Source organism: Bacillus luti, from assembly GCF_001884105.1.
Classification (GTDB): domain Bacteria; phylum Bacillota; class Bacilli; order Bacillales; family Bacillaceae_G; genus Bacillus_A; species Bacillus_A luti.
Map to the genome: position 1 here is coordinate 119,212 of NZ_MACI01000034.1, position 18,801 is coordinate 138,012.

Annotated in this window: 11 protein-coding genes; 4 read left to right on the forward strand and 7 right to left on the reverse strand. The window is 35.4% G+C overall.

What is annotated here, in order from left to right; translation table 11 throughout:
• Positions 1-187 precede the first annotated feature (187 nt).
• On the reverse strand, positions 188-2,026 hold the full coding sequence (locus BAQ48_RS08800; protein ID WP_071710780.1) for an S-layer homology domain-containing protein: 1,839 nt from the start codon (positions 2,024-2,026) through the stop codon (positions 188-190).
• A 258-nt stretch (positions 2,027-2,284) separates the two neighbouring features.
• Between BAQ48_RS08800 and BAQ48_RS08805 the strand changes: the two genes are divergently transcribed.
• Entirely contained in the window at positions 2,285-3,715 is a 1,431-nt protein-coding gene (locus tag BAQ48_RS08805; protein ID WP_071710781.1) for a glycosyltransferase family 39 protein, read from the forward strand.
• Between the two features lie 12 nt (positions 3,716-3,727).
• Here BAQ48_RS08805 and csaB read toward each other — a convergent pair whose 3' ends face one another.
• Both csaB and BAQ48_RS08815 read right to left on the reverse strand, forming a co-directional pair.
• A complete protein-coding gene (gene csaB / locus BAQ48_RS08810; RefSeq protein ID WP_071710782.1) occupies positions 3,728-4,816 on the reverse strand; it encodes a polysaccharide pyruvyl transferase CsaB in 1,089 nt (362 codons plus the stop codon).
• A gap of 148 nt (positions 4,817-4,964) precedes the next feature.
• The gene (locus tag BAQ48_RS08815; protein WP_071710783.1) at positions 4,965-6,485 is read right to left on the reverse strand and encodes a putative polysaccharide biosynthesis protein; all 1,521 of its coding nucleotides are present in this window, start codon (positions 6,483-6,485) and stop codon (positions 4,965-4,967) included.
• Between the two features lie 251 nt (positions 6,486-6,736).
• On the opposite strand from BAQ48_RS08815, the gene secA2 reads away from it, so the two are divergent.
• The gene (gene secA2, locus BAQ48_RS08820; RefSeq protein ID WP_071710784.1) at positions 6,737-9,100 is read left to right on the forward strand and encodes an accessory Sec system translocase SecA2; all 2,364 of its coding nucleotides are present in this window, start codon (positions 6,737-6,739) and stop codon (positions 9,098-9,100) included.
• 13 nt (positions 9,101-9,113) lie between these two features.
• The gene (locus tag BAQ48_RS08825; RefSeq protein WP_071710785.1) at positions 9,114-9,998 is read left to right on the forward strand and encodes an accessory Sec system S-layer assembly protein; all 885 of its coding nucleotides are present in this window, start codon (positions 9,114-9,116) and stop codon (positions 9,996-9,998) included.
• 88 nt (positions 9,999-10,086) lie between these two features.
• On the opposite strand, the gene BAQ48_RS08830 is transcribed toward BAQ48_RS08825, so the two are convergent.
• Together BAQ48_RS08830 and BAQ48_RS08835 are read right to left on the reverse strand one after the other, a co-directional pair.
• Positions 10,087-10,446 carry a hypothetical protein gene (locus BAQ48_RS08830; protein ID WP_071710786.1) on the reverse strand — a complete coding sequence of 120 codons (360 nt, stop codon included), beginning with the start codon at positions 10,444-10,446 and terminating at the stop codon, positions 10,087-10,089.
• A gap of 216 nt (positions 10,447-10,662) precedes the next feature.
• The gene (locus tag BAQ48_RS08835) at positions 10,663-12,141 is read right to left on the reverse strand and encodes a SulP family inorganic anion transporter (RefSeq protein WP_071710787.1); all 1,479 of its coding nucleotides are present in this window, start codon (positions 12,139-12,141) and stop codon (positions 10,663-10,665) included.
• Between the two features lie 187 nt (positions 12,142-12,328).
• Here BAQ48_RS08835 and BAQ48_RS08840 point away from each other — a divergent pair, with 187 nt between their 5' ends.
• Entirely contained in the window at positions 12,329-12,793 is a 465-nt protein-coding gene (locus BAQ48_RS08840) for a hypothetical protein (RefSeq protein WP_002170575.1), read from the forward strand.
• A 102-nt stretch (positions 12,794-12,895) separates the two neighbouring features.
• Here BAQ48_RS08840 and BAQ48_RS08845 read toward each other — a convergent pair whose 3' ends face one another.
• Together BAQ48_RS08845 and BAQ48_RS08850 are read right to left on the reverse strand one after the other, a co-directional pair.
• The gene (locus BAQ48_RS08845; RefSeq protein WP_116758493.1) at positions 12,896-16,402 is read right to left on the reverse strand and encodes a Cna B-type domain-containing protein; all 3,507 of its coding nucleotides are present in this window, start codon (positions 16,400-16,402) and stop codon (positions 12,896-12,898) included.
• Between the two features lie 581 nt (positions 16,403-16,983).
• Positions 16,984-18,540: a fatty acid--CoA ligase gene (locus BAQ48_RS08850; RefSeq protein WP_071710788.1), complete on the reverse strand. Its 1,557-nt coding sequence runs from the start codon at positions 18,538-18,540 to the stop codon at positions 16,984-16,986.
• Positions 18,541-18,801 lie beyond the last annotated feature (261 nt).

Sequence of the window (18,801 nt, forward strand, 5' to 3'; positions counted from 1 at the left end):
TATGCGTTCTATTTTTGTTATTTTGTCGAATTATTTGTTATTATTTTGAATAAAATGGGATTGTTTTCATTTTAATGTAACTAAATACCATTATGTGCCATTATTTGTTTTTTTGGCAAACAAAAAACTGATCACCTTTTTCATTTATCGCAAAATGCATCTAGGTGATCAGTCTTTGTTTACTTTATTAGTGTTTTACGTACTCTACATTTTCTTTTGCAATATACGCTTCATTTACAGCAGGGTCATCAGAAATGATTTTAACCCATGCTTGTCCATTTATCGTTTCTTCGCCTGTAATCGTAACAACTTTATTTGGCGATAAGCTATACAGTTTTGCGCCTGACGTACGAGGATCTCTTTTCACTTCTACCTTGTTTGTTACACGTGCAAGTTTATATTTGTTGTACTCTTTCTTACCTAAGTACGAATCAAAACGGAACATATGCCCTGCTACTTTTTTACCCCAGTTTGCATCAGATGCATAGTTCATATTTATACCACCAGATTTATCACCTGTATACGCTGCTGTATAACGCCAATGTCCTGGATTTAAATACCATTCATTCATATATACTTTTGCAGCATCTTCAATACAATCCTCTTTGGAATTGAATGTTTTACCGTTACCAAATGGATTATTATCCGTTGCATTTAAACCAAATAAGTTATTTTTATCTCGTGCAAGATCGCTTGTTCCATATAAACTCTCATGAACTGCTAATGAATATAGGAATAATGCATTTACATTATACTTGCTTTCTACTTCTTTAAACTTCTTTCCTAAACCGATTAATGGAGAATCTGCTCTAACTGATTTTACATAACTATCTAATTGTTCTGCTGTGTACTCTGTTTTAGAACGTAATGATAAGTAATTAAAATATTGATAGAACGTTTCATTTCCAAATGTCTTTCCATCTATACTCTCCATTTGTTGCCCCGGCTTCATAAAAGCAGGTGCCGCGCCGTATCTATATCCTGTATAGCTCGGCTTCTTTTCAAACTCATAATATCTATGATATAAGTATCCATCGTTGGCAACATAATAATATGATTTTTGCATTTCTTTTTCAGGAACTAAAGTGACTTCATTTTTCTTCACATAACCTGTTAAATCAGAGAGTTGTACTTTCACACGATCTTCTCCAACTTCTAACACTTTAAATTCTGTTCCATACTCAAGGTATGTATATACTGTTTTTAAATTTTCACCGTAAATATTAATTGTATTTCCATTAACTCTCTTCGCAGTTGCAAAGCCATCCTTAATCCAGACATACTCATTTTCATATTTCACTGCATTGATGCCTTTATTTTGTGCAGCTGTAACAGCTTCTTTATATGTAGTGTAACGCTCTACTACTTTCCCTGCATCATTTAACAACACATAATTCTTTGTTTCTACAGGCGTTTCTCCACCACCAATTTTATCAAGCATTAAGTTTAGCATCGCCGAAGCCATACCTCTTGTTGCTGATAAATGCGGTCTAAACGTATTATCTTCTGGATAACCTTTAATAATCCCGGTAGCTACCATAACTTGTACATGTTCTTTATAGTTAATACGATTCGTATCAGCAAATGTAAGCGGACTTACAGTTACTTTAACATTCTTATAATCTAGCGCCTGTTTTACCATTACGGCCATTTCTTCACGTGTAATCACATCACCAGGTGAAAAAGTCTCCGGACTACGCCCCTTAATAATTCCCGCTCCGAATGCTCTACTTACACCGTCATATAAGCCGTAAGATTTTGGCACATCACTAAAATTCGAATCTGCTTGTGGAAGTTGCAGCGCTTTCGCTATTAATGTAGCAAACTCCGCTCTCGTTATCGCTTTATCCGGTAAATATACATTATCTCCATATCCAGACATAATCCCTTTATTAATAAGAGTGCGCATATGCTGTTCAAATAAGTGCCCTGTAATATCATCGCTCGCCGCATAACTTGAAATAGGCGTTAAAAGCAATGATCCCGTTAATGCAACTGCCGTAATACCCTTTGAAAATTTCTTCACGGTTATCCTCCTCGTAATCTACTAATTTATCATTCCAACACCGATTATATACTAATTATATAAACATGATAAATAAAAATTAACATAAAGCCTTTTGAAAATACATATTTTATTATATAAGAATAATATATAATTCTACTATTGCTCTTTCCTACCTCATTCTTTTCCAACCGTGAAATTCTTTATGATATAATGGCGTAGTTATTTCTGTTTATATAGAAATAACTGCAAAGATATTACATACTACGGAGGATAAATATGCCTAGACTATATACATTTGCATTTAAATCATTGCAAATATTAACGGTATTATTTTTTGCAATGACTCTTATTTTCTCATTGCAATATTTAATAACTGAACCGAAGTACAACACCTTTTTACTTATAGTTGCACTCATGATTGTTCTAATCGGTATTGTATTCATTTCTATCATCGTGAACCGATTCTTTACTCAAACACAATTTATCATATTTCTTTGTTTACTAGCATTCATATTGCGCCTTGCATGGGTGTTAACAGTCCATACAAATATCGTACAAGATTTCGCACAAATGTATAACGGAGCAGTTGATGCGGCAAATAACAATTTCTCATTCGCAAACGAAACATACTTTACTACTTGGGTATATCAGCTAGGCTTTACGATGTATCAAGCTGGTGTTTTGAAATTGTTTGGAGAAAGTGTATTGGCGATTAAATTACTAAACGTACTATACTGCACTGGTATTACGTACTTTATATATCGCATAGCTTCGCATTTATTTAACGAATTTAGCGGCAGAGTTGCAGCACTCATTTTCGCAACATACATCCCTAACATTATGATGACTTCTGTTTTAACAAATCAGCACCTCGCAACATTTTTATTCTACGCTGGTTTTTATCTTCTCGTAAAAAAAGGAATCTCGCATTCGTATGCATGGATATTTGTTAGTATTCTTATTGCATTTGGCGATATTATGAGGCCGATTGGTATTGTTATTTTACTAGCGCTCATTCTTTTCTTACTGATCACTCATATAATAGGTGATCAAAAAATTAATAAAAAAATGGTCGTTTCAAAGTTAATTGGTATGCTTGGCGTTTATTATATCGTGCACTTTATCTTTAGTTATACATTAATCACTACAGGGGTTACACAATATCCATTATCTAGCCGAGACCCTTATTGGAAATTTGTAGTCGGATTAAATCCTGAGACAACAGGTGGATTTTCTTTCCCTGACCATAAACTTGTTTTTCAATATCCGATTGGCGAGGAACGTTTTGAAATTGAAAAACAACTCATTACAGAAAGAATTGCGGATAAAGGACAGCTATTATTGTTATTCAAAAATAAATTTAAAGTTATGTGGGGAGATTATGACGCATCCATTTATTGGGGGCTAGAAGGGTATATAAAACCTGAATTATCACGATTACTATGGACGTTAGAAAAATTATGTTACGTAAGCATCTGCCTATTCGCTCTTATCGCTTCCATCAAAACGATAAGAGAACAAAAAAATAAAACTTTACTATTCTTCTCTCTATTAATTTTAGGTTACGCAGGAGTCCATATATTTATTGAGGTACAATCGCGTTATCGCTACTTTATAATACCGACGTTTATGATTATGCAAGGTTACGGCGTCTATCTCATTACGCAATATATGAAAAAAGATTCAGAGCGTAAAGAAATACATTAACAAAAAAACACTCTACTTTTTCTGTAGAGTGTTTTTTTCTATATGATAAATAATTTTCTTGGCTGCTTGTTCACCTTGCAGTTGAAGCTCATCTACTCTTCTTTGCAGGGATTGCTGTATATCTTCATGCTGCATCACTTGCTTTTTCGCAATTTTATATAAATCGTCGGCACTCCAGTCTCCATCCACACTTCCTATAACAGGTTGATTCACTTGTCTTAAAAACGAATCAATTTTTGGATCGTATGAGATTCCGACCATCGGTGTTTTCGCGACAGCCGAAAAAATGAGAGCGTGTAGACGCATACCAATTAAAAGTGAACACTCTGACAAAATAGATATTTTCTCATCAATATCCATTTTATATGGAAGCATATACGTTTCTTCTCCCATTAAGTCCACTACATCACGCGAAGCATTTTGATCAAATGGCCCATGCATCGGGACGAATAAAATTTGGTATCCTTCTTGCTTCAATTTTTTTAAAGCGATCGCTAACTTTTTTATGTAATCTTCTTTTGCATTCCAGTGACGCACACTAACTGCAATAATTTTCCCGTGCAAATCATGTTTTTCTAGCCAATCCGATTGTTTTTTTCGTTTCCATGTTAAAACCGGATCTGGAACAAGCTCAATATCACTTTTCAATCCAAGTTCTTTTAAATATAAAAATGAATCCTCATCTCGAACTGATATATATGCAGCTTTTGACAAATGCCATTTCACTAATAGTCGATTATGTCTTTTTGTAATCGGTCCTATTCCTTGCGAATAAATGTAATACGGTTTTTTTAGCATACGGGCAAACCCCATTATACCCGTATAGTATAAAATGCTTTTCACACTTGTTTTATCTTGGAGGAGACTCCCTCCACCACTAATAAGCCCGTCACTATTTTTTATTGCTTTATAAACCGATTTTATACTCCAACGATTTACCGCTTCTACTCCGTACATTTTCCTTGTATAGTCAGGGTCATTTGACAGCACAACGAGTTCAATATTCGGATTCTCTTTATGTAACGATTCAATAATCGATTGTAGAATAGCTTCGTCTCCAACGTTATAAAAACCATAATATCCTGATAAAACTAACCGCACTCTTAATCTCCTCCAACATTTGGTAACCAATTGTTTCATCTATCATAACTGGTACCAACTCCTTACCTAAAAAACACGATACGTTAAAAAGTATCATCACAATAAGCCCGTCCGAATTCCAATTCTCAAATTCCGTAATTTTCTTTATCTATTTTTTCAAAAATGGTATTTGTTTTGTTGATATCCAGTTTAACTTCAAAGCACATACCCCGTACAAAATTGTTGCAATAACAAATGCTACACCACTATACACTAGCGCAATCATTCTTGAAGATGTAACGTCTATCACCGTAGTTAATTCATAGAGCCCTAATCCTAAAATACAAGATACTCCTATTACAGTAAAAAATCTTCCTATGCGAATGGAATAGGAGAGATATTTTCGAATGTATAGATGATTTACGATACAGATTAACACATATATAATCAATGTGCTATACGCCGCTCCATCTATACCGAACTTTCTCGTTAATACTATGTTTAATAAACCTTTCACAAAGCTTGCGCCGATAACAATCCACGCAGCTTGTGCAGAACGGTTAATCCCTTGTAAAACTCCTATTGATAATACCATAACTGATGTGAAATACGAACTACCAATCATAACAGCTAACATACTACTTCCCTTCGCATCTGTAAACAATCCCACATTTAATGGAACTGTTAATGCCATTAGCCATATCGTTAACGGGGCTGTTAGCACATGCATAAGTGAGTTCGTATTTTGAACTGTCGTTTTGGCTAAATTCATATCTCTTTTCGTTAGCGCAGATGTTAATAATGGTATTAACGGAAACACAATTGCACTTGCGAAAACAACGATTAATTGTGTAAATGCAGAACCTCGGCTATATATACCAAATTGCGCTTGAATTTCTGCAGATGACCCTTGCAGTACATGTGGCACTGTAAGCGAATCTACTAAATTTAAAAGCGGCATGGATAAAGCTCCAATAGCAATTGGAATAGATACTTGCAATATTTTCTTTCCGTCTTCTTTCAAATCTCGCAATGAATATGAGCTTTCCTTATATTGGTACGAACTTTTATTGTACGTTATACGTAAATATATAAGGGAACTTATTACTCCGAGAAAAGATCCAACCATTGCCCCACTAGTAATGACAGCACTACTTTTATTCCAATATACTAATATATAAGCAATGATTAACATAAAGAATACTCGTACAAATTGCTCAATGACTTGTGATATCCCCGTCGGTTTCATATCACCAAACCCTTGGAAATAACCACGATAAACTGCCATATATGGTGCAATGAGTAACGCCGATGACGTAACGAGTAATGGAACCCTCGTTTCTTGTCCACCAAGCATACTTGCAATTTCAGTAGAGAATAATACAATCACCAAACATCCAAATGCACCGAAAGCCATTCCTATAATCGATGCCGATTTAAATAATTTCGCAATGTCTTTTTTCTTATTCTTTCCGTTTAACTCTGCAATCAATTTTGAAATTGCTAGCGGAACACCCGCTACTGACAATGTAAGAGCAATCATATATACAGGAAAAACAAGGCGAAATATACCAAGCACTTCATCTCCTGCAATATTTTGTAACGGAATTTGAAAAAAACTACCAAGCAATTTCGACAGAAAAGTTGTAATTGTTAAAATTGCCGCACCTTTTACAAATTTCTTATTCATGTTCCTTCTCTTTTCTTTTTTACATATATTCTCAAACATATTATTACAAATTATAGAGACCGTATTTTATCTCATTAAATTATCATACCAAATTTCTTATATATTGAATACTTTCTTTTTTACAACAAAACGAAAGTATACTTACTCAAAAAAACGATTTCACTCAATCCCCTACCACTTTCCATTTCTACTTTTTTCTAGTATAACTATGCTATAATGTATCTATTGTCAGTCAGAGGAGTGTTACAAGAATGCTGAATTCGGTCAAGAAATTATTGGGAGATTCACAAAAAAGAAAGATTAAAAATTATGAACAAATTGTGAATGACATTAATCAATTAGAATCTGTGATGGAAACATTATCAGATGATGAATTACGCCAAAAAACGATTGTTTTTCAAAACATGTTACAAAACGGAAAAACAGTTGATGATATAAAAGTAGAAGCATTTGCTGTCGTTCGAGAAGCTGCAAAACGAGTGCTTGGTCTTCGTCACTACGATGTACAGTTAATCGGTGGCCTTGTATTACTAGAAGGAAACATCGCTGAAATGCCTACAGGAGAAGGAAAAACACTTGTTTCTTCTTTACCTACATACGTACGTGCTCTTGAGAAAAAAGGAGTTCACGTTATTACAGTAAATGATTATTTAGCAAAGCGTGATAAAGAATTAATTGGACAAGTTCATGAATTTCTTGGATTAACAGTTGGATTAAATATGGCGCAAATGGAATCTATCGATAAAAAACGCGCTTATGAAGCTGATATTACATACGGAATTGGGACTGAGTTTGGTTTCGATTATCTTCGTGATAATATGGAATCATCTCGAGCACAACAAGTACAGCGTCCCTATCACTTTGCAATTATTGATGAGATTGACAGCGTTTTAATTGATGAGGCTAAAACCCCACTTATTATCGCGGGGAAAAAAGCGAGCAGCTCCGATTTTCATCATTTATGCGCGAAGGTAATGAACACATTCCAAGACACTTTGCACTACACTTACGATGCGGAAACAAAAGCATGTAACTTTACAGAAGATGGCATTACAAAAATTGAAGATTTATTTGATATTGATAACTTATATGATTTAGAGCATCAAACTTTATATCATTATATGATTCAAGCATTACGTGCAAATGTCGCTTTCCAATGTGATGTAGATTATATTGTCGAAGACGAAAAAATTATGCTTGTTGATATTTTTACAGGACGTATTATGGATGGCCGCTCTTTAAGTGATGGTTTACATCAAGCACTTGAAGCGAAAGAAGGCTTACCAATTACAGATGAGAACCAGACGCAAGCATCTATTACAATTCAAAACTTCTTCCGTATGTATCCAGCATTATCTGGTATGACTGGTACAGCAAAAACAGAAGAGAAAGAATTTAACCGTGTATATAATATGGAAGTTATTTCAATTCCAACAAATCGCCCTATACTTCGTGAAGATAAAAAAGACGTCGTATATGTAACAGCTGATGCTAAATATAACGCTGTCTGTGCAGAAGTACTAAACATACATAAGAAAAAACGTCCTATTTTAATTGGTACGATGTCAATCCTCCAATCAGAGACTGTTGCACGTTATTTAGATGAAGCAAAGCTTTCTTATCAACTATTGAATGCAAAAAGTGCTGAGCAAGAAGCTGATTTAATTGCTCTAGCTGGGAAAAAAGGGCAAATTACAATTGCAACAAATATGGCAGGACGAGGGACGGATATTTTATTAGAAAAAGGTGTCCACGAACTTGGTGGCTTACATGTAATCGGAACAGAAAGACATGAATCTCGCCGCGTTGATAATCAGTTAAAAGGACGAGCAGGTCGACAAGGTGACCCTGGAAGTTCTCAATTCTTCCTTTCATTAGAAGATGAAATGATGCAACGCTACGCAGGTGAAGAAGTAGAAAAGTATACAAAATCACTTAAAGTTGATGAGAGCGGTTTAATTCAAAACACTAAAATTTATGATTTAGTCAACCGTACACAATTAATTTGTGAGGGTAGTCATTTTTCAATGCGTGAATATAACTTGAAATTAGATGATGTCATTAACGATCAACGAAATGTAGTCTACAAACTTCGTAATAACCTTTTAAACGAAGAAGTAGATATGATAGAGATTGTCATTCCGATGATTAAAAATACAATATCTACTATTGCTAAAGAACATTTATTAGAAGGTATGCTTCCTGAAGAATGGGATTTCACTAGACTAGTAGAAGCTTTAAAAGAAGTTTTATCTACCGAAGAAATTCCAGCATTATCTGCTAATAACGTCCATTCTGCTGAGGACTTACAAGAGCTACTAAAAGATACTCTTACAAGTTATATAGAGCGTGTGAACGATTTAGAAACAAATACTGATGCACAACAAGTATTACGTCAAGTTAGCTTGCACTTCCTTGATTCTGGTTGGACAAACCATTTAAGTGCAATGCAGCATTTAAAAGAAGGTATTGGCTTAAGACAATATCAACAAGAGGATCCAGCGCGTCTTTATCAAAAAGAAGGTTTTGAAATCTTTTTACAAACATTCAGCCATTTTGAAAAAGAGGTTGCTTTATATTTAGCACGATATATAAATGTTCCACAAAACATATAACGAGGTGAATTACATGCTATCATTTTTAAAGAAGGCAAGAAAAAAAGGTAAAGACTCTGTAATTTCGAGTTCTCAATTATTAGGAGTTGAGAGCGACATCAACAATACAAAAAACGTAAAACCGAACTTATACTTTCATCCTTCTTGGAATGAGGTTTCACAAGAGCAAAAATACATTTATCAATTTTTACATAAATCTTTACCTACCTTACAAGAAAATCAAATTTCGTTAGCTGGAATTGAAAGTAAAAAGCATGAAAATGCGTATTATATTACTACATTTATTCGTAGCAGTGTAAAACATCCAATTCAATTTGAAACCTTTACTCTATCCTTATTAAATAAAGATGGCGAAACATGTGCACGTCAAGCATTTGATTTGTCACTCTTAGAAGAAATTCCATCAAATGTAAATATGCCTTGGACTTTCGTCTTTGAAGAAAATTCAATAACTGAAGCAACACTCTCTACAGAAAACTGGCAACTCGTATTTGAATTAAAAGAAAAACATTCATTAGATTTAGATCCTATATGGCAAGAAAGACTATCTGAAAGTGCAATCATGAAATTGCAAGAAATTGTCGCTAACCTTACCCCACCTGAAGAAGGTGAGATTAACTTGCTAGGGCTAAACGCAGCTGTAGAAGAAACTGGAGATTTAAATGCAACTATTTTAATTCGTAATGGCTATAATCAAAATATAACACTTGAACAACTTCCATTGCATATCGCAGATTGTTCTGGAGCCGTCGTTGCTGAAGAAACATTTACATTAAAAGATTTCCAAATCAAGGCCAATTCTACTAAACCTTGGACCTTTACATTCCCTGCTGCTTCAGTGTCAAAGGAAACTATCGATTTATCTAAATGGACAGCGTTTATCCCGCAACAATCGTAATTATGCGCTAACGAATGAATCAAAAACACGTCGTACTCTTTTATGAATACGACGTGTTTTTCTATGTAAATCTATTTATGTAATTCAACTACAAGCACTCAATATGATACGCTGCCTCTAACTTACAAAAATCATCTATATTGTTTATTTTGTTATCTTTTAATATTTTTAATTGTTCTTCAGTCGGCTCTTCGTTAATAAGCTCGTTAATTTTTTCATTCACTTTCACTGCTAACGCTTGATGGAAATCTGGATGTCCTTTCAACTCATCATCTACTTTATTAATCCAAGTTGATTTTGTGTATAAATACTGTTTCCACTGTTCAACAAATTGTTGCATATCAAACTTTTCTTCGTTCCATTCAATTTCCTTCATATACTGCTCAAAAGAAGCAACAATTGAACGTGTAATGCCGACTTTTACTCCGTGTGGTAACTGTTTGTACATCAAATATTCCCTCCAGCTTAAAACGATTTCTTTTCAGTGCAAAGAAATCTTAAAATTCTTACACTTTTTATGATATTATACTGCCAATCTAAGATGTTACTATACTGCTAAGTTTAGTAATTGTCAACAGACGTATAACATCTAGATATTTGAATTCAATACATGCATATGCGAATAATAAGAAACCCTCACACTCTATCATGTGAGGGTCCTTCTCTATATTGTTTCAGCTTTCAAAAATTGCAATTGTTCCTTCTGCTCATCATTCGCCATCGTCACGATTGTTTTTTCAACATGCGGATGCACCTGTTCAAGCGTCACACTCATCCCTGCTTTACGAGACTGCTCAATGAAAGTTAATAATGCCATAGCTCCTGATACATCTATATAACGTACATCTTTCATACGTAAAATAACTGGAGATTTCACATCTTGTAAAGTATAAAAAACACGATCCACCGATAAGAAAGAAAGTGGTCCTTTAATTTTATACGTCACGTCCCCTTCATTTACAATAGAAGTTTTACGTTCTTTACATTTCACCATATATATAATGAAAGAAAGAATAATACCAAATGCAACAGCAATCATTAAATCAAACTTCACTGTAACGATCATCGTTACGAGCATAACAATAACATCACCTTTTGGCGCTACATGCATTTTCTTCATACTTTCCCAGTCGAACATTCCAATACCAGTTAAAATTAAAATACCTGATAATACAGCAAGCGGGATGTATTGTACGACCGAACCAAGTCCCATAATGAAAATAAATAATATAACACTATGCATACATGCTGAAAGCGCCGTTTTACCGCCACTTCTTATATTAACGATAGATCGTACCGTCGCACCTGCACCCGCTAATCCGCCAAACAATCCGCTCATCATATTACCGATACCTTGTCCAACGAGCTCTTTATTACTTTTATGACGTGTACCTGTCACATTATCCATTACGACCGATGTTAACAACGAGTCAATCGATCCTAACAAAGCAATACTAAGCGCTGGTAAAATAAGTTCCGCTATCCCTGTTCCACTTAAAGATGGAATATGAAGCGTAGGCATCGCTTCTGGAATCGTTCCAATCTTTTCAATTACTTTATTTAGTGAAAGATTTCCGATAAACGGTAACTTCACTGTGAGCCCTTCAAGTAACGAAGAAAATAAAGGAAGCAAAGCAGTCACACCGACTAATGCAACTAAACTAGATGGAATTGCTTTAATCCACTTTCCAGAAACAATCATTACAATAATCGTTAATACTACGAGTAAAAAACTATTTTGCACATGTTTCATTTCACCTAAAATAATGATCAATGCTATACCGTTCATAAATCCTGAAACGACAGGATACGGAATATATCGAACGTAAGAACCGAGCTTACATACACCGAATAAAATTTGAAATAGTCCTGCCATCATAAAGGCAATAAAACTCGCCTCTAACCCATGCGTCGCAATAACTCCTGTCGCAATAACCGTAATCGGTCCAGTTGGCCCCGTTACTTGTCCAGGTGTCCCGCCAAATAACGCTGCGAATAAACCAGCAAAAATCGCACCGTATAATCCGACAAGCGCCCCTTCAGATGTTCCTGTCGCGGCAATACCAAATGCAATAGCAAGTGGCAACGCAACGATCGCAACAGTAAATCCTGCTAAACATTCCTTTGCTATTTTTTGAAACATAAAAAAACCACCTTCTTATAAAGTCCATTTTCCATTGTACACCTAAAAAGATATATTCGTTACCCCACTTTTTACAGTATCGTGACGTAAACGTATTCAATGAAAAGTTTCCCCCTTATCTTTGGAAACAATTGCAACTATGCTATAATGAACGAATTAAATCTTTTACTATATACTTGGAGGCACTATGCTAACTTTTGAAGAAAAATTATCAATTATTGAATCTTTCCCAGAACTAGAAAGAAAGAACGTATCATTAAAACGTGTAAACTTTCACTTTGAAGAAAGTCGTTTAGATAAAAAGAACGTTGTATATCACTTACACCCAAATGGAAACGGATTTGTATATGCGAGCGGCATTAAAGGTTACAAAACGGACGATAAAGGCATGATTAACATCCGCGAGTTCTCAGCAGAAGAATTACGCTCAGTAATCGAGCAATCAATTGAACTACTATCACAAGAAGAAATCGTAGTACCTGCAGAACCTGCGAAAGAAGAAGAATGGCATAACGAAGATGGTCATATCCTAACTCTTATATCAGAAGATGACATGTGGAACGTGTACGCTGGTGTAAACTTAGACGGTACATTCAACTCTTATCCAGAAGCTGCAGAATACCTTGATGAAGAAGGATTTTCACGTAAATAATACGTTCAGCTGCATGCACAAAGAAAAAAGCGGAGACCTATCGTCTCCGCTTTTTTTTACATCTTATTCTAAAAACACAAGAGCTTAACACTCTCAAATTCATTATTTTTTCGGGCGTCTAAATAACAACGCACCCATAATTAATGCGAACATACCTGCAATAGTAGAAGTAGCTTCAGTTGATGCTCCTCCTGTTTGAGGAAGTGATTTTGATTGCTTATTATTCTCTTTACTAGATGGTACTTCAGATTTATTTTGTGCTTCTACTTTATCTTGCACATCTTGTTTGTTTGAAACTCCCGGTTGCTCTTTTACTTCTGGTTTTTCAAGTACGTTCAGCTCTTCTGTCACCTTTGGTTTTTCCGGTTTCTCTAGCTCTTTTAAGTCTTCTGTTGTTTCTTCTTTATTTTCTTCTTCCTCTAGATCTACACGAATTTCCGGTTTTTCCGTTACCTCTGGCTTCTCTAACACATTCGGTTCTTCTGTCACCTTTGGTTCTTCCGGTTTCTCTAGCTCTTTTAAATCTTCTGTTGTTTCTTCTTTTACTTCTTCTTCCTCTAGATCTACACGAATTTCTGGTTTTTCCGTTACCTCTGGTTTTTCAAGCTCATTCGGCTCTTCTGTTATCTTTGGTTCTTCCGGTTTCTCTAGCTCTTTTAAATCTTCCGTTGTTTCTTCTTCTACCTGTTCTTCCTCTAAATCTACACGAACTTCCGGTTTTTCCGTTACCTCTGGTTTTTCAAGCTCATTCGGCTCTTCCGTCACCTTTGGTTCTTCCGGTTTTTCTAACTCTTTTAAGTCTTCTGTTGTTTCTTCTTCTACCTGTTCTTCCTCTAAATCTACACGAACTTCCGGTTTTTCCGTTACCTCTGGTTTTTCAAGCTCATTCGGCTCTTCTGTCACCTTTGGTTTTTCCGGTTTCTCTAGCTCTTTCAACTCTTCTGTTGTTTCTTCTTCTATCTGTTCTTCCTCTAGATCCACATGAATTTCCGGTTTTTCCGTTACCTCTGGTTTTTCAAGCTCATTCGGCTCTTCTGTTACCTTTGGTGCTTCTGGCTTCTCTAGCTCTTTCAAATCTTCCGTTGTTTCTTCTTCTATCTGTTCTTCCTCTAGATCTACATGAATTTCCGGTTTTTCTGTTACCTCTGGTTTTTCAAGCACGTTCGGCTCTTCTGTCACCCTTGGTTCTTCTGGTTTCTCTAGCTCTTTCAAGTCTTCTGTTGTTTCTTCTTCTATCTGTTCTTCCTCTAGATCTACATGAATTTCCGGTTTTTCTGTTACCTCTGGTTTTTCAAGCACGTTCGGCTCTTCTGTCACCTTTGGTGCTTCCGGTTTTTCTAACTCTTTCAAGTCTTCTGTTGTTTCTTCTTCTACTACTTCTTCTTTTGGTGCTACCCAAATTTCCGGTTTGTCTGTTACCTCTGGTTTTTCAAGCTCATTCGGCTCTTCTGTCACCTTTGGTGCTTCCGGTTTTTCTAACTCTTTCAAGTCCTCTGTTGTTTCTTCTTCTACCACTTCTTCTTTTGGTGTTACCCAAATTTCCGGTTTATCTGTCACCTCTGGTTTTTCAAGCTCATTCGGCTCTTCTGTCACCTTTGGTGCTTCCGGTTTTTCTAACTCTTTCAAGTCCTCTGTTGTTTCTTCTTCTACTACTTCTTCTTTTGGTGTTACCCAAATTTCCGGTTTGTCTGTTACCTCTGGTTTTTCAAGCTCATTCGGCTCTTCTGTTACCTTTGGTGCTTCCGGTTTTTCTAACTCTTTCAAGTCTTCTGTTGTTTCTTCTTCAATTTCTTCTTCCTCTGGTTTTACCCAGATTTCCGGTTTGTCTGTTACCTCTGGTTTCTCTAACACATTCGGTTCTTCTGTCACCTTTGGTTCTTCCGGTTTTACTGACTCTTCCAGTTCTTCTGTTGTTTCTTCTTCAATCTTTTCTTCTTCTGGTTTTACCCAGATTTCCGGTCTGTCTGTTACCTCTGGTTTTTCTGGCTTATTCGGCTCTTCTGTCACCTTTGGTTCTTCCGGTTTTACTGACTCTTCCAGTTCTTCTATTGTTTCTTCTTTACCTTGCTCTTCTACTTCTGTTGCTTCATGGATCTTTATATTTGTAATATCATATCCATTAACTTTCGACTGATATCCCGATACAGGTTGTTCTTTCACTTCATACTTATAAGCTTTTCCTTCATTATCAACTGCTGCTAAATTTTCAAACTCATATTTCCAACCATTTGCCGCAGTAACTTCTTTCGTTGCAATGACTTTACCATTTTGCAGTAAATCTACTTTAATATTTTCTGGGCGATCGTTTATTTTGTCGTCTTTCCACGTTTTCGTTCCTACAACAGATGTAGTTTTTAACTTATTTGGGATCATAAGTTTTATTCCGTTTACATCATCCTTCTTAATTGTGAAAGGAATTTTTGCTTTCGGATCAAACTCTACGTAGTTCGGGGCAGAAATTTCTTGCACATAGTAATTGCCTGGAGTAAGATTCGGAGCTTCAACTATTCCTTCTTCATTTGTTGTATAAGAATCGCCAATTTTCTGTCCTGACTCTGTATACAATTCAAAAGAAACACCTGGGATAACTTTCCCTTCGTTTCCTTCAATATGCTTAACAATTTGCAGCGTTCCTTTTGCAGGTAAATCTCCTTCAGCTCCGCCGCCAAATGATATATTTTCAACCTGTGCACTATTAGTTTCAGTAATAGGTTTCTCATATAAAATTTGATAATCAAGTTTATAGTCATTCTGTAAATATTTTAACTTTTTTCCACTCTCAGTTATAGTTGATTTATAGGAAACGGTAAATGAAGTAGCGTTCGCCATATGTCTATAAATTACAACTTCAAATGAGTTATCACCCGTAAACTTTATAGTTCCATATCCTCGCTGTTGAAATTGCTCAAGAGACAAATATTCTCTACTATTAATAGTTATATTAAAACTATCTTTATTAAGCATTTGTCCTTCTTGTAAAGTATCTTTCAAAACAATATTGTCATGTAAATATTGTTTCTTTAAATTGAAATTTAAAAACCAACGTACTTCATCACTTTTGTTTGGCTGAATATCACCAGCTTTATAGAAAAAGATTCCCGGTTCTGTACCTTCCCCTTTCGGGTGTGTAACACTTACCGTTTGTTTTTCTAAATTTGTTCCTAAATTCGTTTGTACATCTTTCGTTTTTCCTGATTCTACATTCGTACCTTGAACAGTGAAATTAAAGTTCCCTCGAATATTTTCAAGCTTCTCTACTGTATCGTTAAATGTACAAACTACATTATTTGTATTAATCTGACACGTACCAAAAACACGTCCTGCTTCATCCTTCAATGCAATCGTGCCACTATAGCCCATTAATTCTGGAGGAAGCGATAGCGTTAATGTGTCCCCTGACTTCATTTTCTTTCCAGGTTTTTCACTAAAGTTTACATGTATACTAGTCTTTTCCCCATAATTTAATTTTGTTTTTTCAAATGCAAAACTATCAACAAACCCTGCCGTGTTTAACTCTTGAGCATGCCCTATGATAGGCAGAAAAACCTGCCCAATGATAACAGTAAAAATAAAACAAATTACAGATATTCTTTTTAAATATGTACTCATAACGCCTCCAATTTTAATTATCACTTTGTTCTGTTATTACATCTTCTCTCTCTTTAACCACCTTGAAAAAAGTTACGACTAGATTATTTGCAGCATCAAATGACCATTAGTCACGCAACGTAAAGCGATAAACAACACAATTCATTAATCATTCACTTACTAAATCATGTCGTTCCACTATACTTTTTTTTGGGCAGCCAACAATAAATATTAATACTTATAAAAATATATTACAAGACTAGCTATTTAAACTTATTTTTGTTACTATGTTAGTAGTAACCTTTTAAACCAAGTGACCATTTCACCCATAAGGTCATCTGATGATTAACTATCTTTCTTTTCCAATATGCCCCACAACACTCTCCCTCAAATTTATTTATTCCACTCATACTAAACTATGAATATATTTCGTAATTACAAAAACACTTCTATTTAAGACATAAAATATGATTTCAATGCCTCAACACTAAAATAGGATGTACATATTATTTTTTAATCAAACTACCTCACTTGATCATTCTAAAAAAACAAGGCTATCTTTCCTTAATAAGAAAGATAGCCTTGTTTTTTTAGACAATCACTTACTTTTTCGCGCCTTTCAACGACTCTCTCAGTACAAATTTTTGTAATTTCCCACTCGCATTGCGAGGAAGTTCATCCACAAATAAATAATGACGCGGACGTTTATAATCTGCTAATTCATCACTTTCTTTACAATATGTTTCTAAATCAGCTTCTGTTATTGTTTCATCTTTCTTCACAACGACCGCAACAACACGCTCTCCCCATAGTTCATCTGGCTCACCAAGTACTGCAACATCTAATACACCAGGATGACTATGAAGGAAATCTTCAATTTCACGAGGATAAATATTAACTCCACCGCTAATCACCATATCATCAACGCGATCTGCAACGAATAAATAGCCGTCTTTATCGAAGTAACCTAAATCACCAGAATGATACCATCCTTTATACATTGATTTTGCATTTGCTTCTTCACGGTTATGATAGCCAGCCATCATAGTTGGGCCGCGTAAAATAATTTCTCCTACTTCATAAGGTGGCAATACATCATCTGGTTCTGCCGGTGCATCTTCATTCGGTTTTACAATACGAATTTCATGACTAAAACATGGCGTTCCTGCTGAACCGGCTTTCGTAATTTGATCCTCTTCTACTAGAAATGCAACAACTGGCCCCATTTCTGTCATTCCATATATTTGAACAAGATCAATATAAAGACGTTCTTTACATTCCTTCACTAGCGCTGGTGCCATCGCAGCCCCGCCATAAACACCGATCTTCATCGACGTTAAATCATACTCTGCTAAATCTTTTTGCAGTAACATATTCCACATCGTCGGTGCTGCAAAGAACGTTGTAATCTTCTCTTCTTGAATCGTATGTAATACTGTTTCTGTATCAAAATGATGTAAAATAACATTCTTTCCGCCAACTTGAATGCGCGGGATGATTCCAGCGTTTAACTCACCGCAATGATATAAAGGTGCGACTACAAGCCCGACACTATCTCTATGATATTTTATGAAATACGTACAAATCATACTATGCTCCGCCATATCACGATGACGATGCAACACGCCTTTCGGATGCCCCGTCGTACCACTCGTATAAAGCATAGAACAATAATCCATTTCATCAATTGCAATATCTACTTTTTCAGAAGATGCTGCATTTACTTTTTCATGGTAGGAGCTTGCATAGGAAGGTGTATCGTCTTCTACATACCAAAAAGACGAACTTGGAAAATCTCGTTCAATCATAGCAACAGTTGACTCCACTGCTTTTTCAAAGACAACTACTTTTGAGGATGCGTCCTGAAGGATATAAGATACTTCTTTTGCCTTTAAGCGAAAATTAATCGGGTTAAAGATCGCACCAATTTTCGCACAAGCTAAGTAAACGTTTACAAATTCACGGCAATTATATAAGTAAACAGATACACAATCTCCCTTTCTTACCCCTTCTTCTAATAGAGCGTGCGCCGTTTTATTTATTTGTTCATCCCACTGTTTATATGTCCAGCGAATATTTTTTTCCGGTTCCACTAACGCCTCTTTATTCGGATACTTACCAACAGATAAATCAAATATTCTCCCTATCGTCATGTACATGCCAACATTTTCCCCCTTTTCTCTTTCATAAATCTATCATTTCGTCTATAAGTAGACATTGTCCTCTAATAATTTGACTAATTTTTCTGATTATTATCGACATAGTTTTACAAACGATGCTGCATCTTGGTAAGTGAAATTATATTAGCGTTTTTTCGAATATATCGACTTACCAACAAAAACTAACAATATAAAGTGAAACTTTAATCAGTGGGGGTTTTCTTCATCCCCCACTGATTATTAGCCTTCACCAATCGGACT

Bases quoted from the DNA above. Each gene is read 5' to 3' on its own strand.
- BAQ48_RS08805 (WP_071710781.1), top strand. From the start codon at position 2,285: ATGCCTAGACTATATACATTTGCATTTAAATCATTGCAAATATTAACG.
- BAQ48_RS08815 (WP_071710783.1), bottom strand. From the start codon at position 6,485: ATGAATAAGAAATTTGTAAAAGGTGCGGCAATTTTAACAATTACAACT.
- secA2 (WP_071710784.1), top strand. From the start codon at position 6,737: ATGCTGAATTCGGTCAAGAAATTATTGGGAGATTCACAAAAAAGAAAG.
- BAQ48_RS08825 (WP_071710785.1), top strand. From the start codon at position 9,114: ATGCTATCATTTTTAAAGAAGGCAAGAAAAAAAGGTAAAGACTCTGTA.
- BAQ48_RS08830 (WP_071710786.1), bottom strand. From the start codon at position 10,446: ATGTACAAACAGTTACCACACGGAGTAAAAGTCGGCATTACACGTTCA.
- BAQ48_RS08835 (WP_071710787.1), bottom strand. From the start codon at position 12,141: ATGTTTCAAAAAATAGCAAAGGAATGTTTAGCAGGATTTACTGTTGCG.
- BAQ48_RS08840 (WP_002170575.1), top strand. From the start codon at position 12,329: ATGCTAACTTTTGAAGAAAAATTATCAATTATTGAATCTTTCCCAGAA.
- BAQ48_RS08845 (WP_116758493.1), bottom strand. From the start codon at position 16,402: ATGAGTACATATTTAAAAAGAATATCTGTAATTTGTTTTATTTTTACT.
- BAQ48_RS08850 (WP_071710788.1), bottom strand. From the start codon at position 18,540: ATGTACATGACGATAGGGAGAATATTTGATTTATCTGTTGGTAAGTAT.